The organism is Mesorhizobium sp. B2-3-2 (assembly GCF_006442295.1).
Taxonomy (GTDB): Bacteria; Pseudomonadota; Alphaproteobacteria; order Rhizobiales; family Rhizobiaceae; genus Mesorhizobium.
The window spans coordinates 1-24,900 of the sequence record NZ_VFWA01000003.1 but is presented as its reverse complement, the minus strand read 5'-3'; the positions used below and the strand labels follow the sequence as shown (position 1 = coordinate 24,900).

Below are 24,900 nucleotides of genomic sequence, written 5' to 3'. Positions count from 1 at the left end.
TTGTTGAATGCCGACCCCGCATGAAGCGCTGATCTACCTCATGGTCATCACCTCCGCCTCCGACCGCGACATGACGGATGTCGAGCTGGCGCGGATCGGCGAGGTCGTCCGCTCATGGCCGGTGTTCGAGGATTTCGACCACGACCGCCTGGTTGGCGTCGCCCAAGCCTGCCAGAAGAAGCTGCATGAAAAGGGCGGGCTGGAGGGTGTCCTGGCAGGCGTGGCCGAGGCCCTGCCGGAGCGCCTGCGCGACACCGCCTATGCGGCCGCCTTCGAGGTCGCGGCCGTCGATCTCGAAATGCGGATGGAGGAGGTGCGGGTGCTCCAGCTCATTCGCCTCAAGCTCGATCTCGACACGCTGACCGTCGCGGCGATCGCCCGCGCGGCCAAGGCGCGCTTGCGCACGCTGACCTGAGCGCCGACACTCAACCCGATCGGAAGAAACTGACCGGGACCGGATCAGAAAAAGCTGACCGGGACCGGATCAGAAGAAACTGACCGGGAAATAGCGCAGGTAGAACTCGGCGAACGTGCCTTTCAGCGAAATCTCTTGCAGCGCGTAGTCGAGAGCGGCGGCCAGCGCCGGGTCATCGGATCGGGTGGCGATGGCCATGCCCGAACCCAGATATTCCGGCGCCAGATAAGGTCCGCCGGCAAAGCGGCAGCAGCCGGCCGCATCCGAACCGCCCAGCCAGAAGGCGAAACGCATGCCGTCGCCGAAGGCGGCGTCGATCTTGCCGGCCTTGAGGTTGGCGTAGAGGTCTTCCGGCCTGTCGAAGGTGACGACCTGAACGGTATTGAAATAATCGCGCAGCATGCGCTCATGCGCCGAGCCTGATATCACGCCGACACGCTTGCCGCGCAGCTTGGCGAACAGCGGCTCGGTCAGCGCCTCGCCCTTCGGCATGATGAAACGCGCCGGAAATTGCAGGTAAGAGCGCGAGAAGGCGTATGTCTGGCGTGACTGCGGCGTCGCGGCGATGCCGGCGATGATCGCTTCGCCTTCGCCTTTCTCAAGCGCTCCTTCGAGCTCGGCCCAGGGCAATGCCTGGATCTGACATTTGTCGACGATGCCGAGCTCGGCGCAGATGGCGCGCGCCAGGTCGATGTGGAAACCGGACAGCTTTCCCGCGCCGTCGAGAAAATTGAAGGGCGGGAAATCGGTTGTGGTCAGGAACCGCAACCGCGGCAGTGCGGAGAGGTCCGGTTTCGGCAGCCGCTCCTTGGCATCCCACAGCACCGGCACCTGCGGCTCGGCCGCGTGCGCGCCCTCACCGAACGCCAGCGACGCGATCAGCATCGACGCAAGAACGAGGAACCTCCGCTGGAACGCCATGATAAAACTTCCACCGCACCTGTGTTCGCATCGGTTCTGGTACGAAAATAGTACAGGCACAATGCTTTTTGATTTCAACGCGTCGATTTCAGGATATGCTTTAGCAGGTTTGCAAACAGCGGTGGCTGCCTTGGTGGGGGACCAGGGTCGAGAACCACAACCACAAGGCAACGCTTTGCAATCCCTGGTCGGTGGCGAAGTGCCAACAAGGCACGGATCATCGATTTCAACGAGGCAACATGGGGTTGATGTTGCGATGGGTCAGTTCGATCGCACGCTGGAATATATAGATCGTCTGCAGCATGCCGGAACGGCGGCTGCGGTTTGCGAGAGGCTGTTGGGCATAACGTCGGATTTTGGCCTGACCGCTCTGATGGCGGGCACCGTGCCGCAACCGGGCACGCCGACCGGCCAGCAAAAGCAGCATGTGCTGCTTTGCGACTGGCCTGTCGAATGGCTGGAGCGCTACGTGGCGCGCAACTATGTCGATCACGACCCGATCGTCAGCCACATGAAACAGTTGCAGGCGCCGTTCCAGTGGCGGGAAGCGGCCCAGGGCGTTAGCATCGACAGAAGCAGCGGCGAGGTAATGGGCGACGCCGTCGTGTTCAAGCTGCGCGACGGGCTGGCCTTCCCGCTCATCACGCTCGACGGCCAGATCGTCATGGTGTCACTGGGCGGCGAGGCCGTGGAACTGTCCGCCGCCGAGTTCGGCCTGGTGTCGCTGGTGTCGACCTATGCGGTGGGCCGGGCCATGCAACTCCACACGAAGGCCAGCAAGACCATCGATAACGTCGAGCTGACGCCGCGCGAACGCGAATGCCTGCAATGGGCCGCCGTCGGCAAGTCCGAATGGGAGATTTCGCAAATCCTCGGTATCTCCGAACACACGTCGGAGAAACACCTCCTTAACGCCAAAAGCAAACTCGGCGCCGTCAACCGCGTACAGGCAGTCGCTGAAGCGATAAGGCGCGGCTATATTAGTTAGGTCGGCCGGGTCGGCCTAGAAATTCCTGCCTACGTGATCGCGTAATTTTCTTGCGAGGGCACGGCCGTATCTTCCTCTTGAACAGGAGACGGCAAAATGATTTTTTCCCTTACAACAAAAGAACTGATGGAACATCCCGATCTGTGGGAGGCCGTGCATCGGCTGCGCTACAGGATTTTTGTCGAGGAAATGGGGTGGGAGGACCTGCGGCGCCCCGATGGCTTCGAGATCGACCAGTTCGATCATGACGAAGCGGTGCATCAGATCGTCATCAGAGGTAACGAGGTCGCGGGCTATCAGAGGATGTTGCCGACCACGCGGCCACATCTCTTGACCGAGGTGTTGGCCGATCTTTCCGTGGGAACGCCGCCTTCGGGTCCGAACATCTGGGAACTGACCCGCTATGCGGTCGCCCCCGGCTTTCGCGACGGCCGCCGAGGCGTCTCGACCGTCGGTACCGAGCTCATTGCCGGCTTCGTCGAGTGGGGGCTGAAGCGCGGCGTCGACAAGGTGATCATCGAGTTCGAGCCGATGTGGGTGCTGCGCGCGCTCCAGCTGCATTTCCTGGCCACGCCACTGGGCTATCAGCGCACCTATGGAAACCAGCAGGTCGTCGCGACGCTGCTCACCTTCAACGAGCACACGCTGGATGTTGTGCGTTCGCGTCGCAATCACCACGCTCCCGTTCTGGCCAGGGGATATCCCGATATGTTCGGGCAAAGGCGGGCGTCATGAGATCGGAAACGGCCATGAGCCCGCACCCGCAACCCGAACTGCGCAACCACACGCTGATCGTCACGGTATCGTCGACCGACGGTCGGCCGGTGCTCGACAGAAGGGCCTATGAAAGCCTGGCAAGGACATTTCATGAAGCCGCCGACAATGACGATGTGCGTGTCGTCGTGCTGCGGGGCCTGGCGGGTTGCTTCTGCCTCGGCGGCGACTTCTCCGAATTCCTCGACGCTACCAAGCACCAGAAGCTGATCGCCGCCGTCACCGACATGTTCCGCACGCTGGCGACATTCCCCAAACCCATACTGGCCTGTGTCGACGGCGATGCGGTCGGCGTCGGCTGCACCATCCTGTTCCATTGCGACATGGTGATCGCGTCCGCCGAAAGCACGTTCCGGGTGCCGTTCGTCGATTTCGGCCTTGTGCCGGATGCCGCGACCAGCATCCTGGCGCCGCAGAAGCTCGGCTATGCCGGCGCCTTCCGCTTTTTCTGCCTCGGCGACACGCTGCGCGCCGACGACGCCAGGGCGCTCGGCCTGGTCGCCGAGATCGTCTCCGAAGGCAGCGTCGAGGAGGCAACCCTCGGCCGGGCAAGGCAGCTCGCCAGGAAGCCGGTCGCCGCACTTTTGCAGACGCGCGGCCTGCTCAAGGGGAACCCCGCGGAACTTTGCGAACGCATCGATCAGGAGATTTCGCTGTTCCAGCAGGCACTGCAGGACGACACCACGCTGCGGCGGCTGCAGCGCATTGCCCGGTTGGCGGCCTGAGCGTCGCGCCGAAGGCGTTGCGCCACGCGGTGCACTGCCGCGTGGCGCAGGCACTGTCAGTCCTGTTTTGCTAGGAATGACGGGCCTTCGCCGATGATTTTCTTGTCTTCCTTGCCGATGATGTCGAGGTCGCGGCCGTCATATGGCAGCGACAGGAGGATGCGCCGCATCACCGCCAGCCGCGCGCGGCGCTTGTCGTTGGCCCGCACGATGATCCACGGAGCGAATTCCTTGTGGGTGCGCTCGAACATGGTGTCGCGCGACCGGGTGTAATCGTCCCACTTGGTGATGCCGGCAATGTCGATCGGCGAAAACTTCCAGCTTTTCAGCGGGCTGTGGCGGCGATCGTGAAATCGCTCGAGCTGCGTTTCCCGGCCGATGTTCAGCCAGAATTTGAAGAAGTGGATGCCGTCATTGACGATCATCCTTTCGAAGTGCGGCGTCTCGTCGAGAAACTTCTCGTGCTGTTCGGGCGTGCAGAAGCCCATCACCGGTTCGACGCCGGCGCGGTTGTACCAGGAACGGTCGAACGTGACGAATTCGCCCGCGGTTGGGAAATGGTCCGCATAACGCTGGTAGTACCATTGCCCCAACTCGGTCGGCGTCGGCTTGGTCAGCGCCACGTTGCGTGCCGTGCGCGGATTGAGGTACTGGCGCAGGACGAAAATCGTGCCGCCCTTCCCGGCCGCGTCGCGGCCCTCGAACAGCGCCATCATCCGCTTGCCTGTCGACAGCAGCCACGCCTGCGCCTTGACCAGCTCGATCTGCAATGCCTCGAGCGTCTCGTCGTACTCGTCGCTTTTCATCTTCTTGTCGTAGGGGTAGCCACCCGCGGTCAGCTTGCGCTCCTCGACCCAGTCCGGCAGTGCCGGATTCTCGATGTCGAACTCCCGCTCCTTGCCGTCGATCCTGAGCTTCAGCGGCCCCGGGGTCGGCGCGGCGGTGTTTTCCTTGGCTTTTTTCATCGAGACGAACCTTTCCAGCTTACGGACTCGTGCTATTGAGCCATTGCAGTGCCGCGCGCCGCTTCAGACGCAAAGGGCGCTGCACTTTTGGATTTTGCGCATGATCCTTTCCGAAAATCGATTCTGATTTTTCGGCGTCATGCGCCAGGCCGGTCCAGCGAAATTGCCGGACCGGGAGCGGGGCGCAGGCGCGAATGGCTGAGCAGGGCGCAGACGAGAAGGGTATGGCGCAAGCGCTTGCCGCGCGGCTGTGGAACAGCCGATGGTTGCTGGTCGCCGGTCTTGTCGCGGTCATGGCGGTTTATGCCTTTGCGAGCATTTCCGCCTATGTGCTGCTGCCGGCGCTGGCTTTGCTGCTGGTGGCGGCGATGATGCCGGCCGGAGCCACGCGCCAGCCCGGCGAAAGCGGCGCGGCGATCGAGGCCATCGGCCTGCAGCGCCTGTCCGGCGAATATCTGGCGGCGGCCGTCGCCGACCCCTTGATCATCTTCGATCATGCCGCGGGGATCGTCCATGCCAACGCGGCCGCCTTCGCCGCCTTTGGCGGCATCGCCCCGGGCGTATCGCTGTCGCTGAAATTCCGGGCGCCCGAAATGCAGGCTCTTCTGGACGGCGTGCTGTCGGGCGAGGTCGCGTCGGATGTCATCGACTACACCGAGAGGCTGCCGGTCGAGCGGACTTACCGGGTCAGTGCCTCCTCGGTCGGCCACGGCACTGATCTCTACGTGATGGTGTTCAAGGACCAGAGCGAAGCGCGCCGCATCGACCGCATGCGCGCAGATTTCATCGCCAATGCCAGCCACGAATTGCGCACGCCGCTCGCCTCGATATCCGGTTTCATCGAAACGCTGCGCGGACCGGCCCGCAACGATCCGGCGGCGCGCGAGCAATTCCTGCAGATCATGCAGAACCAGACCGGCCGCATGGCACGCCTGATCGATGACCTTTTGTCGCTGTCGCGGCTGGAGATGAAGCCCTATCTGCGGCCGGGGACCGAGGTCGATCTGCGCCAGACCGTCGACAGCGTCATCGATTCGCTGGGCCCGCTGGCGCGGGAAAACGGCGTCGTCATCGAGCGGGATTTCGCCGACGGCCCTCTCGACGTACCGGGCGACCGCGACGAACTGTTCCAGGTCTTCGAGAACCTTCTGGAAAACGCCTGCAAATATGGCCAGTCGGGCGGCCGCGTGGTGGTGTCGATCGCGCGCGGCGACGCCGAGGGCGAAGCGGGCATCGACGTGACGATCAGGGACTTTGGCCCTGGCATTCCCGAGGAGCACATTCCGCGCATCACCGAACGCTTCTATCGCGTCGACGTCGAGAGCAGTCGAACCCAGAAGGGTACGGGCCTTGGCCTGTCGATCGTCAAGCATATCCTGACGCGCCACAACGCCAGGCTCTCGATCAAGTCCGAAGTCGGCAAGGGCGCCGCCTTCTCGGTTCATTTGCCGGCGGCCTGAGCCGCCCTAGTTACCAAGGTGCCATTTCTTTTTTCTGTCATCCGGTTAGCGTATCAGCGGGGATTCGAGGAAACGACTCAAAATCAGATCATCCGTGGGAAGGCATCCGGTCATGCAGTCCGTGCACATAGTCAGCGCCTATGACGAGGAGCTGAAAGATCTGTCGAAGCGCATCGCCGCCATGGGCGGACATGCCGAACGCATGGTCGAACAGGCGATCTCCGCCCTGGTCAACGCCGATCCCGGCCTTGCCCAGAAGGTGATCCGCGACGACGCCGTCCTCGACGAAGGCCAGCGCGAAATCGACGACAGGGCAATCATCATCATCGCCAGGCGCCAGCCGATGGCGACGGACCTGCGCGAGATCGTCGGCGCAATCCGCATCTCGGCCGATCTCGAGCGGGTCGGCGATCTCGGCAAGAATGTCGCCAAGCGTGTGGTGGCGGTTGCCGACGGGCGCCAGCCGACCAGCCTGTTCCGCGGCCTCGAAGCCCTGGCCGACCTGGCGTTGACCCAACTCAAGGAAGTGCTCGACGTCTACGCCTCGCGCTCGGTTGAAAGGATCGGCTTCGTACGTGACCGCGACGACCAGATCGACGCCATGTACACGTCGCTGTTTCGCGAATTGCTGACCTACATGATGGAAGATCCGCGCAACATCACGCCTTGCACGCATCTGCTGTTCTGCGCCAAGAACATCGAGCGCATCGGTGACCATGCCACCAACATTGCCGAGACGATCTACTATATCGTCACCGGCGACCAGATGCCTGCCGAGCGGCCGAAGGGCGACAAGACGGACAAGATCGGCCTTTCCGCAACGCAGCCGGTCAAGTGAACGCACTTTCTCTCGAACGCTAGGTCGTATTGCGCTAGAATATCTCCGAGGCAAGCCTGCTGGTTCCCCAGGAAAGGCAGTGCTTCGGGAGGCTGCGATGGAATATGTCCGGGATTTCAAGCCCGCGCCGCCGACGTCGGCCGTCATCGCCTCCAGCGTCTACACAGCCGGGCGCCGCATCGCCGACATCCCGATCGAGGAAGCCGGCGAATGGGCCAGGAAAGCGGGCCACGTCGTATGGATCGGGCTGCTCGAACCCGATCGCGAGCTTCTGCTGCGCGTCCAGGCGCAATTTCATCTGCATGAGCTCGCGATCGAGGATGCCGAGCATCCGCACCAGCGGCCGAAGATCGAGCAGTATGGCGATGCGCTGTTCATCGTCGCCCGCACCGCGCAGCTGATCGAGGGCCGCGTCACCTTCGGCGAGACGCATCTGTTCGTGGGCAGCGGCTACATCGTCAGCGTCAGGCACGGCCCTTCGACATCCTATGCTGTCGTGCGCCAGCACTGGGAAAGCTGCCCGCATTCACTGGCCAAGGGCGAGGATTTCGTCCTCTATGCCATTCTTGATTTCATCGTCGACAACTACATGCCGGTGCTCGAGCAGATCGAGGATGAGGTCGAGGCAATCGAGGACCGGGTCCTGCTGAAGCCGATGAGCGGCCCCGATATCGAACGCCTTTATATGCTGCGCCGCGATCTGTTGCGGCTGCGCAATGCCGCACTGCCGCTGGTGGAGGTCTGCCGCCGGCTGACCAGCGCCGACCTGCCGCAGATCCATTCAGCCATGCACCCGCTGTTTCGCGACGTGACCGACCATATCCGCACCGTCCAGGAAAAGATCGACAGCTTGCGAGAAGTGCTGGCCTTCGCCTTCGAGGCGAGCCTGCTGGTGGGCCAGAGCCAGGAAACGGCGATCTCGAAAAAGCTCGCCTCATGGGCGGCAATCCTGGCTGTGCCGACAGCCTTCGCGGGCATATACGGCATGAATTTCAGCGACATGCCGGAACTGAAAATGGAATACGGCTACCCGATGGTGCTGCTGGCGATCGCGCTGATCTGCAGCTTCCTCTACTGGCGGTTTCGCAAGAATGGATGGCTGTGAGAGTAGGGCAGTAGGCTAAAAGAACGCTCGCGAGCGCAAATTCTGCGCTACTGCCTTATACTCCCTTATCTATTCCGCCGCCGCTCCGCCGCCGGCTGGAAAGCCACACGGGCGTGATATTTGCAGTACGGCCCTGTTTCGGCGGCTTCGTTGCCGCAGAAATTGAAGTCCTCCGACAGCGGATCGCCGTTCGGCCATTTGCAGGTGCGCTCGGTGAGTTCGGTGAGCTGGAGGTGCCGCGAGATCGGCACCACCACATTCTCGACCGGCCGGATATAGTGGCGGGCCACCGGCTCGGCATCGAACTGCGCCTGCAGCGCCGTTGCTCCGATCGACGTCGTAACGTGGCGGGTCGCACTCGCGGCACGCGACACCGATTTCTGCGCGCCCGACCCTTGCGCCGTCTTCTTCTGGCGTGCCGGCGCCGCCGTGGCGCGCCCTCGGCCCGACAATTTCAGCCGGTGCACCTTGCCGATGACCGCATTGCGGCTGACCCCTCCAAGCTGGGCAGCAATCTGGCTTGCGCTCAGACCCTCCGACCACAGTTTCCTGAGAAGTTCGACCCGCTCGTCAGTCCAATTCATGACCGCGCTCCTGCTAAGCGTACGGCAATCGGAATCCATTCCCGGCCCAGCACCACTGCTGGGGCAGACACCACATATATCTGGTGATTAGGTCCGCCGCACGAAATCTAGTTATTTCCCGACTACAACTACCTTATGCGCTGACTCGGTGACAAGAGTCCGAAGTGCAACACGAATCGGTTTTTTCGGTTTTCCCCAACTTGCCAGCTCACTTATGAGCCGGCGTCCCGTCGGGAGGCTTGCCGCGCGCCACTACGCGACGTTTTCGTTGACTTCATGGCTGAAAAACCCGATAAGCCGCAAAGGCCGCCGCTTTGGCGGCTTTTTTGATTTTCCGGTTCCGGAGACGCATATAATGAGCGGTTCGGCGCTTTTCGAGACCTTTGCTCGCGCACCCCTGGCCTTCGACCATGGGGAAGGCACCTGGCTGGTTACCGACAAGGGCGAGCGATATCTCGATTTTGCCGGCGGCATAGCCGTCAATTCGCTAGGCCACGGCCATCCGCATCTGGTTGCGGCGCTCACCGAGCAGGCTGCCAAGCTCTGGCACGTCTCCAATCTCTACGAGATCCCGGGGCAGAGCCGGCTCGGCGAGCGGCTGGTCGATGCCACCTTCGCCGACAAGGTGTTCTTCACCAATTCGGGCGCCGAGGCGCTGGAATGCGCGATCAAGACGGCGCGGCGCTACCATTTCGTCAAGGGGCATCCCGAGCGCTTCCGCGTCATCACTTTCGAGGGCGCCTTCCATGGCCGCACGCTGGCGACCATCGCGGCCGGCGGCCAGTACAAATATCTCGAAGGCTTCGGCCCCAAGGTCGAGGGTTTCGACCAGGTCGGCTTCGACGATATCGACGCCGCCGAAAAAGCGATCACGCCGGAGACCGCGGCCATCCTGATCGAGCCGGTGCAGGGTGAGGGCGGTATCCGCCCGGTGCCGACACAGTCGCTGAAGCGGCTGCGGCAGCTCTGCGACCAGCACGGCCTGCTGTTGATCTACGATGAGGTCCAGTGCGGCATCGGCCGCACCGGCAAGCTGTTCGCGCATGAATGGTCGGGGGTCGCTCCCGACATCATGGCCATCGCCAAGGGCATTGGCGGCGGCTTCCCGATGGGCGCCTGCCTTGCCACCGACGAGGCGGCTGTCGGCATGACCGCGGGCGTCCACGGCACTACGTTCGGCGGCAACCCGCTGGCCATGGCGGTCGGCAATGCCGTGCTCGACGTGGTGCTGGAGGAGGGCTTCCTGGCGGCTGTGCAGCGCAAGGCGCTGTTGCTGAAGCAAGGGCTGGCAGGGGTGGCCGACGAATTTCCCGAGGTCATCGAGGACATCAGGGGCACTGGGCTGATGCTGGGCCTCAAATGCGCCATGCCCAACGGCAAGGTGAACATGGCGCTGCGCGACCAGCATCTGCTCGCGGTTCCGGCCGGCGACAACGTCATTCGCCTGCTGCCGCCGCTCACCGTCACGGACAGCGAGATCCACGAAGCGCTGGCGCGCATTCGCGCCGGCGCCAAGGCCCTGTCCGAGGCCATCGCCGCTGAAGCCGCGAAGTAAATTCGAAAGCTCCTGATGTCACTTCGTCATTTCACCGACCTCTCCGCCGTTTCCGAAGGCGACCTGCGCTCCATGCTGACCGACGCAGTGGAGCGCAAGGCGCGCCTCAAGGCGGGCGAGCGCTCGAAACCGCTCGAAGGCAAGGTGCTGGCGATGATCTTCGACAAGCCGTCGACGCGCACGCGCGTCTCCTTCGATGTCGGCATGCGTCAGCTTGGCGGCGAGACCATCATGCTGACCGGCACCGAGATGCAGCTCGGCCGCTCCGAGACCATCGCCGACACAGCCAAGGTTCTGTCGCGCTATGTCGATGCCATCATGATCCGTACCACCTCGCATGAGCGGCTGCTGGAGCTGACGGAGAATGCGACCATCCCGGTGATCAACGGGCTCACCGACGATACCCATCCTTGCCAGCTGATGGCCGACATCATGACCTTCGAGGAGCATCGCGGTCCGGTCGCCGGCAAGACCATTGCCTGGACCGGCGACGGCAACAACGTGCTGCATTCGCTGCTGGAAGCCTCGGCGCGGTTCCGCTTCAACCTCAACGTCGCGGTGCCCGAAGGCAGCGAGCCGGCGCAGAAGCATGTCGACTGGTCAAAGGCGCATGGCGGCAAGCTCTCCTTTACCCGCTCGCCAGAGGAAGCCGTCGACCAGGCCGACTGCGTCGTCACCGACTGCTGGGTGTCGATGGGCCAGGAGCACCGCGCGCGCGGCCACAACGTGTTTTCGCCCTACCAGGTCAACGCCAAGCTGATGGCCAAGGCAAAGCCCGACGCGCTGTTCATGCATTGTCTGCCGGCGCATCGCGGCGAGGAAGTGACGGACGAGGTCATCGACGGTCCGCATTCGGTGGTCTTCGACGAGGCAGAGAACCGGCTCCACGCCCAGAAGGCCGTGCTTGCCTGGTGTCTTGGGGCCTGAAGTGGACTTGAAGTGTCTTGGCGCTTGACGTGCCGGGGAACTTGATCTCCGGAGGCGCGATGCCTATCTGCGCGGCATCACGCAAATCAAGCGCGTTTAGACGCCTGCTCCCCAAAGGGCGGCATGGCCGCGCCCTGGAGCTTTGTCATGCTGGAAACCCATCAAGTGGCTGAACATCACCCCAAACTCGGCGAATTCGGTTACGCCGGCGATGATCACGTCGTGCCCTTCGAGGTCGGCCCGCTCGATGTGCGCGGCCGCACCGTTCAGCTCGGGCCGATGCTCGATGCGATCCTTGGCCGCCATGATTATCCCGAGCCGGTCGCCCGGCTGCTCGCGGAAGCCTGTGTGCTGACGGTGCTGCTAGGCACCTCGCTCAAGTTCGAGGGCAAGTTCATCCTGCAGACCCGCACCGACGGGCCTGTCGACATGCTGGTCGCGGATTTTTCCACGCCCTCGGCGCTGCGTGCCTATGCGCGCTTCGATGCCGACCGGCTGGAGGCGCTGATTGCGGCCGGCGAGACCTCGCAGCAAACGCTGCTCGGCAACGGTGTGCTGGCGCTGACCATCGACCAAGGTGCTCACACGCAGCGCTACCAGGGCATCGTCCAACTCGACGGCGAGACCCTGGAAGAGGCCGCGCGCACCTATTTCCGCCAGTCGGAGCAGATCCCGACCGATCTCCGGCTGTCGGTCGCCAAGCTTTTGACGCCCGGCCCCGGCGGGGCGCGCGAGCAGTGGCGGGCGGGCGGCATCCTGGCGCAGTTCCTGCCGCAGGCCTCCGAGCGCATGCGCGTTCCTGACCTGCCCGGCGGGGATGGCGATCCGCGCGAGGAGATCCACGATCCCACAGACAATTCCTGGCAGGAATTGCTGGCGCTGCTCGGCACCATCGAGCCGACCGAACTGATCGATCCGACCATCGGCGCCGAGCGGCTGCTCTACCGTCTGTTCCACGAGCATGGCGTGCGCGTCTTCGGCGGCGTTCCCGTCGCCGACCAGTGCTCATGCTCCCGCGACAAGATCCGCGGCATCCTTGAGGGCTTCTCCGCGCAGGAGATCAAGGACAGCACCGAGGACGGCGGCATCCACGTCGCCTGCGAGTTCTGCTCGACGCAATATGACTTCGACCCGGCCGAGTTTGCGGCGCAGTGAAGTGCTTCCTTCTCCCCGTCACTATACGGGGAGAAGGTGCCGGCAGGCGGATGAGGGGCAGCGCTGAGTTCGGCGTTAGGGCAGTCTTCATTCGGTGCGCGAGATAGATCTCCAGAGTCGACGCCGCCCCTCATTGTCCTGCCGGACATTTCTCCCCGTATAGTAACGGGGAGAAAGAGGCTGTCGCCGCCGCTTTCGCTAATTCACCGTTCGCCTCGTCCCTGGCAGATCCAGCGAAAACGCGGGGATGGCGATGTCGAATGTCTCGCCCCGCTCGTTGCGCATGGTGTAGTGGCCGACCATGATCCCCGACGGCGTCGAAAGCGGACAGCCCGACGTGTATTGGTAGCTGTCGCCGGGATTGAGTTCGGGCTGTTCGCCGACCACGCCGGCGCCTCGCACTTCCTCGACGCGGCCCGCGCCGTCGGTTATGTGCCAATAGCGCGACAACAGCTGCACGAATTCGTCGGACTGGTTGTCGATCGTGATCTGGTAGCCCCAGACATAGCGGTTTTCCGTAGGATCCGAGCGGTCCTCGAGATAGAACGGCCTGACCTGCACTTCTATGTTGCGCGTGACGGCGCGGTACATGAGCGGCTCCAAAAACACATCCGGTGTGGAACATTCGACGCTCTTTACGGTTCGATCAACCGTGCGCGTCCGAGTTGCCACCTCCAGGGGCAAGTGCCGACAAACAATGTCATTTGAGTGACACATGACAATGATGGTGTGCGCCAGCAATGCCGGGCGACTCGGGCGCTCTGTCGAACTGTCGAAAACGGCGGCCAAGCGGGCCGGTTTTTCTGGAGTGACCGGATATCGATGGAACTCGCTCTCATAACCGGCTCGCTTTCGATCGCTCTCATCGCCTCAAATCTCGCCAGCATCCTGCTCGCCTGCTCGCGCCTGAAACGGCGCGCCGCCATCGCGCCGCCGGCCGGCAAGCCGCTGCCTGTGTCGATCGTCATCCCGGCGCGCGGCGTCGAGCCGTTTACCCATGAGACGCTTGAGCGCGCTTTCTCGCTCGACTGGCCGCGCTACGAACTGATCTTCTGTGTCGCCCATGCCGACGACCCCGCGGTCAAGCCGATCCGCGCCGCCATCGCCCGCTTTCCAGCCGTACCGGCCCGCCTGCTTACCGGCGACGACCGCATCAGCGCCAACCCGAAACTGAACAATTGCGTCAAGGGCTGGGAGGCTGCGCGCCACGACTGGGTCATTCTCGCCGATTCCAACGTGCTGATGCCGAAAGACTACGTCCAGCACCTGATGGCGGCATGGCGGCGGGACACCGGCCTGGTTTGCTCCACGCCGATCGGTTCACGCCCTGACGGTTTCTGGGCAGAAGTCGAATGCGCCTTCCTCAACACGCTGCAGGCGCGCTGGCAATATGCCGGCGAGGCGCTTGGCCTCGGCTTTGCCCAGGGCAAAAGCATGTTGTGGAACAAGCAGATGCTCGACGCCAATGGCGGCATCCGTGCGCTCGCCGCCGAGATCGCGGAGGATGCCGCGTCGACCAAGCTGGTCAACAGGCTGGGCCTGCGTGTCAATCTCGTCGCTTCACCGTTCGAGCAGCCGCTCGGGCGGCGCATGCCGGGTGAGATCTGGTCGCGCCAGACCCGCTGGGCGCGCCTGCGCCGCGTCACCTTTCCGCTGTTCTTCGCACCCGAGATCCTGACCGGCGTGGCGGCCCCGCTCGTGCTGGCGCTGATCGCCGCGGCCAGCGCCGGCGTCAGCCTGCCCATGACAGCGCTTTGCGTGCTGGCGCTCGCCTACCTGCCGGAATGCATGCTCGCCTCGGCAAAGGGCTGGTATCTGTCGCCGCGCATCGTCGCCTCGATGATCGCACGCGACCTGATGTTGCCCGCGATCTGGGTGCGCGGTTGGCTGGGCGGGGCCGTCGACTGGCGCGGCAACGCCATGACCATCGGCACCAAGGCGGCCGAGCTCGAAGAGACGCCGTCGCGCGCTTGATGTCGGCGGTTGAGTTCGCCCTCTATTTCGCGGCCTTCAACGCCTGCGCGATGTCGTCCAGCAGGTCGTCGGTATCTTCCAGCCCGACCGACAGCCTGAGCGTGCCGGGTCCGATGCCGAGCTCGGCGCGCGCTTCGTCGCTGAGGTTCTTGTGCGTCGTCGTCGCCGGATGGGTGATCAGGCTTTTGGCGTCGCCGAGATTGTTCGAGATCAGGACGATGTCGAGCGCGTTCTGCAAGGCGAAGGCACCCTGCTTGCCGCCCTTGACGTCAAAGCAGATCAGGGTGGAGCCGCCCGACATCTGCTTCTTCACGACGTCAGCCTGCGGATGGTCGGCGCGACCGGGATAGATGACGCGGGCGATCTCCGGCTGCTCGGCCAGGAAATCGGCGATCTTGCCGGCGCTTTCCGTCTGCTGGCGCACGCGCAGCGGCAGCGTTTCCAGGCCCTTCAGCAGCGTCCACGCGTTGAACGGCGACAGGCTGGGGCCGGTATGGCGGAAATAATCGTGCAGGTTCTCGTCGATCCACTTCTTGTCCGACAGGATGACGCCGCCGAGACAGCGGCCCTGGCCATCGATGTGCTTGGTCGCCGAATAGACCACGACATGCGCGCCGAGCTGCAACGGCTTCTGCTGCAGCGGCGTGGCGAAGACATTGTCCACGACCAGCCGCGCGCCGATCGAATTGGCAAGCGAAGCGACGGCTGATATGTCCACCACCTCAAGCGTCGGGTTGGTCGGGCTTTCCAGGAAAAACAGCTTGGTGTTGGGCCGCACCGCCTTTTCCCAGTTGGCGATGTCGGTGCCGTCGACCAGCGTCGCCTCGATGCCGTAACGCGGCGCCAGCGTCTCGACCACCCAGCGGCAGGAGCCGAACAGCGCGCGCGCCGCAACGATATGGTCGCCGGCCTTGACGCTGCACAGGAGTGCCGCCGTCACCGCCGCCATGCCGGACGCGGTGGCGCGCGCGTCCTCGGCGCCTTCGAGCGCGCACATGCGCTTCTCGAACATGTCTACGGTCGGATTGGCGTAGCGCGAATAGATGAAGCCCGGTTGCTCGCCCTTGAAGCGGGCTTCGGCGGCTTGGGCCGTCTCATAGACATAGCCCTGGGTCAGGTATATCGCCTCGGAGGTTTCACCGAAGCCGGAACGCAGGGTCCCGCCATGCACGAGTGCGGTCTGAGGCTTCCAGTTGCGCGTCTTGCTCGTCATCGTCCTATCCAAACACAAAAAAACCGGCCGCGAAAAAGTCGCAACCGGTCCATACGGCCTTGCGGCCCGACGGTCCTTTAGCGACTTGTTTAACGTGGCTGCAAGCCGACCGGCCAAATCACCACGGGATAACGACCCTTTAGACCCGCGCCACGCTTGCGTCAATTGCCGGCTTCATTAAGAGATTTGTACCAGCAGAGCGGAGCCAGACTTTGCGGCAGACAGGAATTCTTCCCGATCAGGACATTGCGGCGCTGTTCCAGTCCGGCGCGCTGAAGTCGTCGCGTGCGCTCGACGCCGACCAGATCCAGCCGGCCAGCCTTGATCTGAGGCTCGGCGACAAGGCGTGGCGGGTGCGCGCGTCCTTCCTGCCGGGTCCCAATCACAAGGTCAGTGAAAAACTCGACCGGCTGAAGCTGCACGAGATCAGCATGGCCGACGGCGCCGTTCTGGAAACCGGCTGCGTCTACATCGTGCCCCTGCTCGAAAGCCTGGCGCTGCCGGCGGAAATTTCGGCGTCCGCCAATCCCAAGAGCTCGACCGGGCGGCTCGATATCTTCACCCGCGTGATGACCGATCGCGGCCACGAGTTCGACAAGATCGCCGCCGGCTATCATGGCCCGCTCTATCTCGAAGTCAGCCCGCGCACCTTCCCGATCGTCGTGCGCGCCGGCTCGCGCCTTTCGCAGATACGCTTCCGCACCGGCAATGCGCTGCTCTCGGAAGCAGAGTTGCATCAATTGCACCGGGCCGAAATGCTGGTCGCCACCGAACCGCCGAACATCTCCGGCGGCGGCATTGCATTGTCGATCGATCTCAACGGCGACAGTGACGGGCTGGTCGGCTATCGCGGCAAGCACCATACCGGCCTCGTCGATGTCGACAAGCGCGCGGCGCAGGAGATCGTCGACTTCTGGGAGCCGATCCACAAGAGCGGCGCCGGCGAGCTGGTGCTCGATCCGGACGAGTTCTACATCCTCGTCAGCCAGGAAGCGGTGCATGTGCCGCCGCTCTACGCGGCCGAAATGACGCCCTTCGATCCCTTGGTGGGCGAGTTCCGTGTCCACTATGCCGGCTTCTTCGATCCGGGCTTCGGCCACTCGGCGGCCGGCGGCACCGGCAGCCGCGCCGTGCTCGAAGTGCGCAGCCATGAGGTGCCGTTCATCCTCGATCATGGCCAGATCGTCGGCCGGCTGGTCTACGAGCATATGCTGAAGCGGCCGCAGGCGCTTTACGGCACCGAGCTCGGCTCCAACTACCAGGCGCAGGGCCTGAAGCTGTCCAAGCACTTTCGCGCCGCGCCCTGAACGCTCATCACCGTCAGGCAAGATACTTGCCTGCGCCGGCCCGCCATGCTTGGCTGCCTCGCCGGCCGCCGACGTGGCGGTGCTCAAGGGGAATGAAAATGCAGATTTCGAAATGGATCATATCGACGGCGGCCGCCGCCATGCTGACGCTTGGTGCCGGCGCCCTGTCGGCGCATGCGGCGGAGAAAATCAAGATTGGCACCGAGGGCGCCTACCCGCCGTTCAACACCATCACGCCCGACGGCAAGGTCGAGGGCTTCGACATCGACATCGCCAACGCCTTGTGCGCGCAGATGAAGGTCGAATGCGAGATCGTCACCCAGGACTGGGACGGCATCATCCCGGCGCTGCAGGCCAAGAAATTCGACGCCATCATCGCTTCGATGAGCATCACCGAGGAGCGCAAGAAGCAGGTCGCGTTCACCCACAAATACTATACGACGCCGCTGTCGCTCGTCGCCCTGAAGGACAGCGACATCGCCTCGACCGAACCGGCGGCGCTCGCCGGCAAGACGGTCGGCGCCCAGGCGGCGACCACGCAGGCCAACTACGCCCAGGACGTCTATGGCAAGGCCGGCGCCGAAGCGAAGCTCTATCCCACCCAGGAAGAGGCAATCACCGATCTCCAGAACGGCCGCCTCGATGCCGTCCTTTCCGACAAGTTCGTGCTGATGGACTGGATGAAGAAGGCGAGCGACGGTTGCTGCAAGATGGTCGGCGACGTCAAGGGCACCGAGACCGAAGCCGGCATTGCCGTGCGTCTCGAGGATACGGCGCTGCGCGACAAGCTCAACGCAGCCATCGACGCCATCGTCGCCGACGGCACCTACAAGAAGATCCAGGACAAGTATTTCGACTTCGATATTTATTGAGATGGAAGCTGCCGATCTCCTCCCACCAGGGAGGAGATCGCGCTCATCTCACAGCGCCTTCACCGCCACCTTCACCGGCTTTTCGATTTCGAGCGGGTTGCGCAGCGGCAGGCCGAAATCCCCGGCCTCGATCTCGAACACGTCGCCGGCTTCGGTCTTGATGCCGTCGGCGAAGGACAGGGTCGCGGTGCCGAACATGTGCACATGCACGTCGCCTGGCTGGCGGAAAGCCGAATATTTGAAATGGTGGTGTTCGAGATTGGCGATGGTGTGCGACATGTTCGCTTCGCCCGACAGGAACGGCTTTTCCCACATCAACTTGCTGTCGCGCCAGATGCGCGAGGAGCCCCTGATGTCGGCGGGCAGGTCGCCGACCAGGATCTCCGGTCCGAAGGAGGCGTTGCGCAGCTTGGAATGGGCGAGGAAGAGGTAGTTCACGCGTTCGGTCACATGGTCGGAAAATTCGTTCGACAGCGTGAAGCCGACCCGGAACGGCGCGCCGTCGTCGCCGATGACATAGATGCCGGCAACCTCGGGCTCCTCGCCGGCGTCCTTGGCGAAGGCCGGTGACAGGAGCGCGGCACCCGGCGCCACGGCCATCGTGCCATTGCCCTTGTAGAACCATTCCGGCTGCACCCCGATCTGGCCTTTCGCGGGTTTGCCGCCTTCCAGCCCCATGCGGAACATCTTCATGGAATCGGTGAGCTGCTCCTCGCCGTCGGTGCTGAGCTTCTTGTGCATGGAATCGCGCGTCGCCGCCGAGCCGAGATGCGTCAGCCCCGTGCCGGTCAGATGCAGATGCGCCGGATCGGGATGATTGATCGGCGACAGCAGCCGCCCCTTCTTGTAGGCGGCGTCGAGATCGACGGTCTCGCCGAGCCCCTTGCGTTCGATCAGCGCGGCAAGGCCGACGCCGGTACGAGCGGCTTCCATCGCCAGCGAATAGACGCTGCGCGCGCCGTTGATGATCCGGGTCTTGCCGCCCGTGCGGGCAACGACACGGATGGTCTCGGCGTCGTCGAGAATCTGCGAGATCAGCATGATCAGTCCTCTCTCATATCTTGGCATGGCTGCCTTCTGGCAAACCCTGACCTGCGCGGCTCGGACTGGCCGTGCCACGGGTTGAACTCTTCGTCCGGATTGCGCTCGCGAGCCCGGTCCCTGAAGGACTTCTTCAAGCCGGCGAATTGCCGGCAACGCCGCGACCGTATGCCTCCTGCTTGCCTCGCCTGAAGCCTGTTCAGGCCTTGTTCTTGTTGTAGACGTCGAAGATAACGGCGCCGAGCAGCACCAGGCCCTTGACCACTTGCTGCCAGTCGACATTGACGCCCATGATCGACATGCCGTTGTTCATCACGCCCATGATGAAGCCGCCGACCACCGCGCCGATGACCTGACCGACGCCGCCCATCGCCGAGGCGCCGCCGATGAACACCGCGGCGATGACGTCGAGCTCGCTGCCGAGGCCTGCCGCCGGCACGGCTTGGCCAAGGCGCGCCGCGATGATCAGGCCGCCAAGCGCCGACAGCACGCCCATATTGACGAACACGTAAAGCGTCAGGCGCTCGGTCTTGATGCCCGACAGCTGCGCGGCCTTGGCATTGCCGCCCATCGCATAGATGCGCCGGCCGATCGTCATGCGCTTGGTGACGAAGACGAACAGCGAGATCAGCAGGCCCATGACGAGCAGCACCACCGGCAGGCCGCGGTAGCTGGCGAACTGGTAGACCAGGAACAGCGCCAGCGCGCTGCCGACCAGCGTCTTGATGACGAACAGGGTAAAGGGCTCGGCCTCATAGCCGTGGCGTTCGCGTTTGCGTCGCGTCCGCAGCCCGAAATAGGCGTAGGCCAGCACGGCGACCAGGCCCAGCACGATCGTCGTCATGTGCAGCGTCAGGCCGCTGCCCATAATCGTCTTGCCGGCTGCATTCACCGTTGGCGGGATCAGCGTCAGCGGTCCGATGACATCTGGAATGAAGCCGGAGCTGAGCGCCTTGAACTCGGGCGGCAGCGGCCCGACCGAAGATCCGCCGCCGAGCAGCGCCTGGCAGATGCCGCGGAAGATCAGCATGCCGGCCAGCGTCACGATGAAGCTCGGTATTCGATGGTAGGCGATCCAGTAGCCTTGCGCCGCGCCGATCAGGCCGCCCACGATCAGGCAGACGATGGAAACCACCAGCGGGTTGCTGAATATGCCGAGAGGCCAGATCACCATCATCATCGCCGCCAGCGCGCCGATGAAGCCGGCCACGGACCCCACGCTGAGGTCGATATGGCCCGACACGATGACCAGCAGCATGCCGAGCGCCATCACGATGATGAAGGAGTTCTGCTGCACCAGATTGCTCAGGTTCACCGGCTTGAACAGCGTTCCCGAGGTGGTGAACTGGAAGAACACCATGATGGCGATCAGCGCCAGGATCAGGCCGTATTCGCGCAGGTTCGTCGCCAGCGCCGATACGGCGATGCGTGGACGCTGCCCGACATCTTCGGCGACGTTGCTCTGCGGGGCGGGGGCGCTTTCCGTGCTCATGCTGCTTTTCCTTCTCCCCGAACGATGGCGCGCATTATTCTTTCTTGGCTTGCGTCCGCCGCGGGCATTTCGCCGACGATGCGGCCTTCGTTCATGACATAGATGCGGTCGGTGATGCCGAGCAGTTCTGGCATTTCCGACGAGATGACCACGATCGCCTTACCTTCGGCCGCAAGGCGCGCGATGATCGTATAGATTTCATATTTGGCGCCGACATCGATGCCGCGCGTCGGCTCGTCAAGGATCAGCACTTCCGGGTCGGCGAACAGCCATTTCGACAGCACCACCTTCTGCTGGTTGCCGCCGGAAAGATTGCCGGTCATCTGATAGACGCTGGAGGCGCGGATGTTGGTCTGCTTGCGATAGTCGTTGGCGACGGCAAGCTCGCGCAAATCGTCGATCACGCTGTGGCGCGACACGCCGCCGAGATTGGCCAGCGTAATGTTGTGCTTGATGTGGTCGATGAGATTGAGGCCGTAGGTCTTGCGATCCTCGGTCACATAGGCAATGCCGTGTTCGACCGCCCTGCTCACCGAGGAGACATCGATCGGCTTGCCCTTGAGCAGCACCTCGCCGGTGATGCGGCGCCCATAGGAGCGGCCGAACAGGCTCATGGCGAATTCGGTTCGCCCGGCGCCCATCAGCCCGGCAATGCCGACCACCTCGCCCTTGAGCACATTGATGTCGATGCCCTTGATCACCTGCCGCTCGGCATGGAGCGGGTGAAAGACCGACCAGTTCTTCACTTCGAACACGACCTCGCCGATAGCAGGCTCGCGCGGCGGATAGCGGTCGTCGAGCGAACGGCCGACCATCGAGGTGATGATGCGGTCTTCCGAGATGTCCTTCCTGGACAGCGTCTCGATGGTTCGCCCGTCGCGGATGACGGTCACCTTGTCGGCGACCCGGTTCACCTCGTTGAGCTTGTGCGAGATCAGGATCGAGGTCATGCCTTGTCGCTTGAATTCGAGCAGAAGGTCGAGCAGCGCCTGGCTGTCCTTCTCGCTGAGCGACGCCGTCGGCTCGTCGAGGATCAGGAGCTTGACCTCCTTGCTCAGCGCCTTGGCGATCTCGACCAGCTGCTGCTTGCCGACACCGATATTGGTGATCAGCGTCTTGGGGTCCTCCTTGAGGCCCACCTTCTTCAGCAGGGCGCTGGTGCGCGCCTCGTTGGCATTCCAGTCTATGACGCCGTATCGGGCGTGTTCGTTGCCGAGGAAGATATTTTCGGCGATCGACAGCATCGGCACCAGCGCAAGCTCCTGGTGGATGATGACGATGCCCTTGCGCTCGCTGTCATGAATGCCTTTGAATTGGCATTCCTGGCCCTGAAAGATGATCTGGCCGTCATAGGTGCCGGAGGGATAGACGCCTGACAGCACCTTCATCAGCGTCGATTTGCCGGCGCCGTTCTCGCCGACCACGGCATGGATCTCGCCTTCCTCGACCCGAAGGTTCACGTTCGACAGCGCCTTGACGCCGGGAAACGTCTTGGTGATGTCCTGCATCTCCAAAATCGTCGAGGCCATGGTAAAAGTGCTCCTGCGAGACCCGCAACAATACCGGGGTCGCTGGTGAACGAAAAGGGGCCCTGCGTTGCGCAGGACCCCTGGCTATGCAACCGAATTTACTTCAGTTCGTCGGCCTTGATGTAGCCGGAGTCGACGACCAGAGCCTGGTAGTTCGACTTGTCGACCTCATGCGGCGTCAGCAGGATCGAGGGAACGACCTTGACGTCGTTGTTGTAGGTCTTGGTGTCGAGGCCTTCCGGCTTGCCGCCCGAGAGCACCTTGTCGACGAGCTCGACGGTGGCCTTGGCCAGTTCGCGGGTGTCCTTGAACACGGTCGAGTACTGCTCGCCCGAGATGATCAGCTTCACCGAGGCGGTCTCGGCGTCCTGGCCGGTCACGATCGGCCACGGCTGGGCTTCCGTGCCGTAACCGACGGCGCGCAGCGAGGCGGTGATGCCGCGCGACAGGCCGTCATAGGGCGACAGAACGCCATCGACGCGGCTGCCGTCCGAGTAGTTGGCCGACAGCAGATTGTCCATGCGGGCCTGGGCGGTGGCGGCGAGCCAGCGCAGCGTGCCGACCTTGTCCATGCCGGTCTGGCCGGACTTGATCTTGATCGAACCGTCGTCGATCAGCGGCTGCAGCACGGAAATCGCGCCGTTGTAGAAGAAGAAGGCGTTGTTGTCGTCGGGTGAGCCGCCGAACAGTTCGACGTTCCACGGCTTGGTATTCGGGAAGCGCTCCTTGAGGCCCTTCACCAGCGAATTCGCCTGGATCACGCCGACGCCGAAATTGTCGAACGTGGTGTAGTAGTCGACATTGGGCGTCTTCTTGATCAGGCGGTCATAGGCGACGACGACGACGCCGGCGTCAGCGGCCTTCTGCAGCGCATCCGACAGGGTGGTGCCGTCGATCGAGGCGATGATCAGCGCCTTCGGACCCTTGGTGATTTCGTTTTCCAGCTGGCTGAGCTGGTTGGGGATGTCGTCCTGCGCATATTGCAGGTCGACCGTATAACCCAAAGCCTCAAGCTGGGACTTGACGGCGTCGCCGTCGTTGATCCAGCGCTGCGAGGTCTTGGTGGGCATCAGCACGCCGACGAGACCCTTGTCGGCGGCGTGCGCCGAATAGGTCATGGCAGCGATGCCAAGGGCCGCGACGGCGGCCAGCGTCTTGATGATCTTCACAATTACTCTCCCTGGTTGATGGACGCGACACCTCGGGGCTTCGCGGGCCGCGCAGGCGAGCAGGAGCGCAAGCGCCGCTGTCGTCTATCGATCTCCGGTATCCTCCCAATCGGCCCTGGGACTGATTTCAATCGACACGATTTTCCTCGTCATCGACTGGCATGCCCCAGGACGCGCGAAGGGTGTGTCCCTTTGCCATAACTGTCAAATGCGATCTTTGATGATTGCTATACCGAAACTGGTATACGTTGATGCCGAACTCAAGGGGCATTGGGAGCGAAGGGAAATCCATGGCCACGTTGCGCAATCCTGGTGGGATTTCAGAAGGTTACGGGGTGCTCCCCGGTGACGGCGAGACCCTGCTGCGCAGCGGCCTCAGCCTGCGCCATATGCGCATGATCGTAGCACTGGACGATCACGGCCGGGTCAGCTCCGCCGCGCAGGTCATGAATATCTCACAGCCGGCGGCCTCGCGCATGATCGCCGAGATGGAAGCCGTGCTGGACGTCACGCTCTGCGAAAGGCTGCCGCGCGGCGTCACCTTGACGCCCTATGGCAAGGCGTTGGCCAGGCGCGCGCGCTCCATCCTGCTGGAGATGCGTGAGGTCGATCGCGAGATCTCCGAACTCAAGGCGGGCAAGGGCGGCTCGGTGTTCCTTGGTGCGGTGACGGCGCCCGCGATCGAGCTCGCGGTGCCGGCGATCCGGGAAATCCGCCGCATCTACCCGCGCATCGAGATCACCATGCAGGTCGAGACCTCCAACGTGCTGGCGCGCGAGCTGATCGCATCGCGCCATGACTTCATCATCGCGCGCATCCCCGACGACCTCAACCCGCGGCTGTTCGAGTCCCGTGTCATCGGCGTCGAGAAAGCCTGCCTGATCGTGCGCCGGGGCCATCCGCTGACCGAGGGCAAGGCGGTGCGGTTGGAGGAAACCGCGGCCTATGACTGGGTTTTCCAGTCCGGCGGCTCGCCGCTGCGCCAGGCCATGGAGAGCAATTTCCTGAACCGCAACATCGCGCTGCCGGACCGCATCCTCAACACCAGCTCGCTGCTCCTGACCCTGGTCATGGTCGCGCACTCCGACGCCATCGCGCCTGTCTCGGTCCAGGTGGCGAAATTCATCCAGAATCCCGAGGGGCTGGCCGGCGCCATCGATGTCGTCCAGACCGAATTCGACATCGAGGTCCGGCCTTACAGCCTGATCACGGTGAAGAACCGCGCGCTGTCGCCGGCGGCGAAGATGCTGCATGACTTCATCCTGCGCGAAGTCGGGTGACCGGAACAAAAACCAGGTAAGTGCGTTCAAAGGCCAGTCGGCGTTCGCGCTGGGGCTCGTTTTGAGCTGGGGAACGATATGCCGATGGCAAACAACTCGGGAGATTTTGATGGAACGTCGGTTGTTTCTTACTGGAATGCTTGGCGTCGCGGGAGCAGTTGCTTTTGCAGGCCTGGCCGGACCCGGCAGAGCAGTTGCCGGGGTCCCGAACGGCAACGGAATCCTTGACGAGCTCGACAAGGACGACCTCGACAGGGCGGATGCGGCCGTCTTCGAAGGAGACGATCAAGCCGAGGTGGAGCAGATCTCGCATCGCCGGTGGCATCGTCCCTATGGACGCCGTAGGCGTCGCCGCGTCTGGCGCAGGGTCTGCCGTAGCTATTGGCGCCGCGGCCGCCGTCGTGTCCGCTGCTGGCGCAGGCGCGTCTGGGTCTGGCTCTGAAGCCATGCCGGGAAAACGGCTTGAGCGGTTTTCCCGGAATTGCGCACGAAACCGATAGTTGAAGCGGCTTGGGCCGGGCGTAGCCCTTGCGTTGAACGACCCGAGACATAGGTGACGAAACGTACCGGACACATGGGTAACACTTTTCGCTTTGCGGGAGGTGTTGATG

General features: G+C 63.3%; 24 protein-coding genes and 1 riboswitch. Of the genes, 14 read left to right on the top strand and 10 right to left on the bottom strand.

The genetic code is table 11. The annotated features are described in order from the left end of the window. Positions 1 to 7 precede the first annotated feature (7 nt). The gene (locus tag FJ964_RS08835) at positions 8 to 415 is read left to right on the top strand and encodes a tellurite resistance TerB family protein (protein WP_140550041.1); all 408 of its coding nucleotides are present in this window, start codon (positions 8 to 10) and stop codon (positions 413 to 415) included. 69 nt (positions 416 to 484) lie between these two features. Here the strand turns inward: FJ964_RS08835 and FJ964_RS08830 are convergent, their stop codons facing one another. After that, positions 485 to 1,336, bottom strand: coding sequence for a transporter substrate-binding domain-containing protein (locus FJ964_RS08830; protein WP_140550040.1), 852 nt, complete (start codon positions 1,334 to 1,336; stop codon positions 485 to 487). Between the two features lie 61 nt (positions 1,337 to 1,397). Here FJ964_RS08830 and FJ964_RS08825 point away from each other — a divergent pair, with 61 nt between their 5' ends. The 3 genes from FJ964_RS08825 to FJ964_RS08815 all read left to right on the top strand — a co-directional run bounded on the left by FJ964_RS08825 (position 1,398) and on the right by FJ964_RS08815 (position 3,823). After that, positions 1,398 to 2,324, top strand: coding sequence for a LuxR family transcriptional regulator (locus tag FJ964_RS08825; RefSeq protein WP_224713275.1), 927 nt, complete (start codon positions 1,398 to 1,400; stop codon positions 2,322 to 2,324). A gap of 96 nt (positions 2,325 to 2,420) precedes the next feature. After that, complete coding sequence (locus tag FJ964_RS08820; protein ID WP_140496654.1) at positions 2,421 to 3,059, top strand: acyl-homoserine-lactone synthase; 639 nt, start codon at positions 2,421 to 2,423, stop codon at positions 3,057 to 3,059. Beyond that, positions 3,056 to 3,823: an enoyl-CoA hydratase-related protein gene (locus FJ964_RS08815; protein WP_224660301.1), complete on the top strand. Its 768-nt coding sequence runs from the start codon at positions 3,056 to 3,058 to the stop codon at positions 3,821 to 3,823. The genes FJ964_RS08820 and FJ964_RS08815 overlap by 4 nt, the downstream gene beginning before the upstream one ends. A gap of 56 nt (positions 3,824 to 3,879) precedes the next feature. On the opposite strand, the gene ppk2 is transcribed toward FJ964_RS08815, so the two are convergent. Further along, positions 3,880 to 4,788: a polyphosphate kinase 2 gene (ppk2, locus tag FJ964_RS08810; RefSeq protein ID WP_140550039.1), complete on the bottom strand. Its 909-nt coding sequence runs from the start codon at positions 4,786 to 4,788 to the stop codon at positions 3,880 to 3,882. A 194-nt stretch (positions 4,789 to 4,982) separates the two neighbouring features. Here ppk2 and FJ964_RS08805 point away from each other — a divergent pair, with 194 nt between their 5' ends. The 3 genes from FJ964_RS08805 to FJ964_RS08795 all read left to right on the top strand — a co-directional run bounded on the left by FJ964_RS08805 (position 4,983) and on the right by FJ964_RS08795 (position 8,191). Next, complete coding sequence (locus tag FJ964_RS08805; RefSeq protein ID WP_140550038.1) at positions 4,983 to 6,248, top strand: ATP-binding protein; 1,266 nt, start codon at positions 4,983 to 4,985, stop codon at positions 6,246 to 6,248. A 112-nt stretch (positions 6,249 to 6,360) separates the two neighbouring features. Next, positions 6,361 to 7,086, top strand: a complete 726-nt coding sequence (gene phoU, locus FJ964_RS08800) for a phosphate signaling complex protein PhoU (RefSeq protein WP_140550037.1) — start codon at positions 6,361 to 6,363, stop codon at positions 7,084 to 7,086. Positions 7,087 to 7,183: 97 nt separating this feature from the next. Then, positions 7,184 to 8,191, top strand: coding sequence for a magnesium and cobalt transport protein CorA (locus FJ964_RS08795; protein ID WP_140550036.1), 1,008 nt, complete (start codon positions 7,184 to 7,186; stop codon positions 8,189 to 8,191). A gap of 65 nt (positions 8,192 to 8,256) precedes the next feature. Here the strand turns inward: FJ964_RS08795 and FJ964_RS08790 are convergent, their stop codons facing one another. After that, positions 8,257 to 8,775, bottom strand: coding sequence for a GcrA family cell cycle regulator (locus FJ964_RS08790; RefSeq protein ID WP_140550035.1), 519 nt, complete (start codon positions 8,773 to 8,775; stop codon positions 8,257 to 8,259). Positions 8,776 to 9,130: 355 nt separating this feature from the next. On the opposite strand from FJ964_RS08790, the gene FJ964_RS08785 reads away from it, so the two are divergent. The 3 genes from FJ964_RS08785 to FJ964_RS08775 all read left to right on the top strand — a co-directional run bounded on the left by FJ964_RS08785 (position 9,131) and on the right by FJ964_RS08775 (position 12,412). Next, positions 9,131 to 10,330, top strand: coding sequence for an aspartate aminotransferase family protein (locus FJ964_RS08785; protein WP_140550034.1), 1,200 nt, complete (start codon positions 9,131 to 9,133; stop codon positions 10,328 to 10,330). 15 nt (positions 10,331 to 10,345) lie between these two features. After that, positions 10,346 to 11,257 (top strand): ornithine carbamoyltransferase, encoded by a 912-nt coding sequence (gene argF, locus FJ964_RS08780; protein WP_140550033.1) that lies wholly within the window; start codon positions 10,346 to 10,348, stop codon positions 11,255 to 11,257. Positions 11,258 to 11,380: 123 nt separating this feature from the next. Next, positions 11,381 to 12,412: an Hsp33 family molecular chaperone gene (locus FJ964_RS08775; RefSeq protein WP_140550032.1), complete on the top strand. Its 1,032-nt coding sequence runs from the start codon at positions 11,381 to 11,383 to the stop codon at positions 12,410 to 12,412. 198 nt (positions 12,413 to 12,610) lie between these two features. Here the strand turns inward: FJ964_RS08775 and apaG are convergent, their stop codons facing one another. After that, on the bottom strand, positions 12,611 to 13,003 hold the full coding sequence (gene apaG / locus FJ964_RS08770; RefSeq protein ID WP_140550031.1) for a Co2+/Mg2+ efflux protein ApaG: 393 nt from the start codon (positions 13,001 to 13,003) through the stop codon (positions 12,611 to 12,613). Between the two features lie 231 nt (positions 13,004 to 13,234). Between apaG and FJ964_RS08765 the strand changes: the two genes are divergently transcribed. After that, a complete protein-coding gene (locus FJ964_RS08765; RefSeq protein ID WP_140550030.1) occupies positions 13,235 to 14,386 on the top strand; it encodes a ceramide glucosyltransferase in 1,152 nt (383 codons plus the stop codon). Positions 14,387 to 14,408: 22 nt separating this feature from the next. On the opposite strand, the gene FJ964_RS08760 is transcribed toward FJ964_RS08765, so the two are convergent. Beyond that, the gene (locus FJ964_RS08760; RefSeq protein WP_140550029.1) at positions 14,409 to 15,599 is read right to left on the bottom strand and encodes an O-succinylhomoserine sulfhydrylase; all 1,191 of its coding nucleotides are present in this window, start codon (positions 15,597 to 15,599) and stop codon (positions 14,409 to 14,411) included. Between the two features lie 57 nt (positions 15,600 to 15,656). Next, positions 15,657 to 15,734, bottom strand: a riboswitch (SAM riboswitch). 77 nt (positions 15,735 to 15,811) lie between these two features. Here FJ964_RS08760 and FJ964_RS08755 point away from each other — a divergent pair. Both FJ964_RS08755 and FJ964_RS08750 read left to right on the top strand, forming a co-directional pair. Beyond that, on the top strand, positions 15,812 to 16,906 hold the full coding sequence (locus tag FJ964_RS08755; RefSeq protein WP_140550028.1) for a 2'-deoxycytidine 5'-triphosphate deaminase: 1,095 nt from the start codon (positions 15,812 to 15,814) through the stop codon (positions 16,904 to 16,906). Between the two features lie 98 nt (positions 16,907 to 17,004). Beyond that, positions 17,005 to 17,778, top strand: coding sequence for an ABC transporter substrate-binding protein (locus FJ964_RS08750; RefSeq protein WP_140550027.1), 774 nt, complete (start codon positions 17,005 to 17,007; stop codon positions 17,776 to 17,778). A 48-nt stretch (positions 17,779 to 17,826) separates the two neighbouring features. Here the strand turns inward: FJ964_RS08750 and araD1 are convergent, their stop codons facing one another. The 4 genes from araD1 to chvE all read right to left on the bottom strand — a co-directional run bounded on the left by araD1 (position 17,827) and on the right by chvE (position 23,009). Further along, positions 17,827 to 18,819 carry an AraD1 family protein gene (gene araD1, locus FJ964_RS08745; RefSeq protein WP_140550479.1) on the bottom strand — a complete coding sequence of 331 codons (993 nt, stop codon included), beginning with the start codon at positions 18,817 to 18,819 and terminating at the stop codon, positions 17,827 to 17,829. A 199-nt stretch (positions 18,820 to 19,018) separates the two neighbouring features. Further along, the gene (gene mmsB / locus FJ964_RS08740; RefSeq protein ID WP_140550026.1) at positions 19,019 to 20,311 is read right to left on the bottom strand and encodes a multiple monosaccharide ABC transporter permease; all 1,293 of its coding nucleotides are present in this window, start codon (positions 20,309 to 20,311) and stop codon (positions 19,019 to 19,021) included. Then, positions 20,308 to 21,840 carry a multiple monosaccharide ABC transporter ATP-binding protein gene (gene mmsA, locus FJ964_RS08735; protein WP_140550025.1) on the bottom strand — a complete coding sequence of 511 codons (1,533 nt, stop codon included), beginning with the start codon at positions 21,838 to 21,840 and terminating at the stop codon, positions 20,308 to 20,310. Before mmsA ends, mmsB begins: the two co-directional genes overlap by 4 nt. A gap of 98 nt (positions 21,841 to 21,938) precedes the next feature. Beyond that, the gene (chvE, locus tag FJ964_RS08730; RefSeq protein WP_140496611.1) at positions 21,939 to 23,009 is read right to left on the bottom strand and encodes a multiple monosaccharide ABC transporter substrate-binding protein; all 1,071 of its coding nucleotides are present in this window, start codon (positions 23,007 to 23,009) and stop codon (positions 21,939 to 21,941) included. A 290-nt stretch (positions 23,010 to 23,299) separates the two neighbouring features. Here chvE and FJ964_RS08725 point away from each other — a divergent pair, with 290 nt between their 5' ends. After that, on the top strand, positions 23,300 to 24,289 hold the full coding sequence (locus FJ964_RS08725) for a LysR family transcriptional regulator (RefSeq protein WP_140550024.1): 990 nt from the start codon (positions 23,300 to 23,302) through the stop codon (positions 24,287 to 24,289). Here the strand turns inward: FJ964_RS08725 and FJ964_RS31205 are convergent. Then, positions 24,267 to 24,900, bottom strand: a 634-nt coding sequence (locus FJ964_RS31205; RefSeq protein WP_210243365.1) for a hypothetical protein, incomplete at its 5' end; no start/stop codon positions are given. The two genes, FJ964_RS08725 and FJ964_RS31205, sit on opposite strands and share 23 nt — an antisense overlap.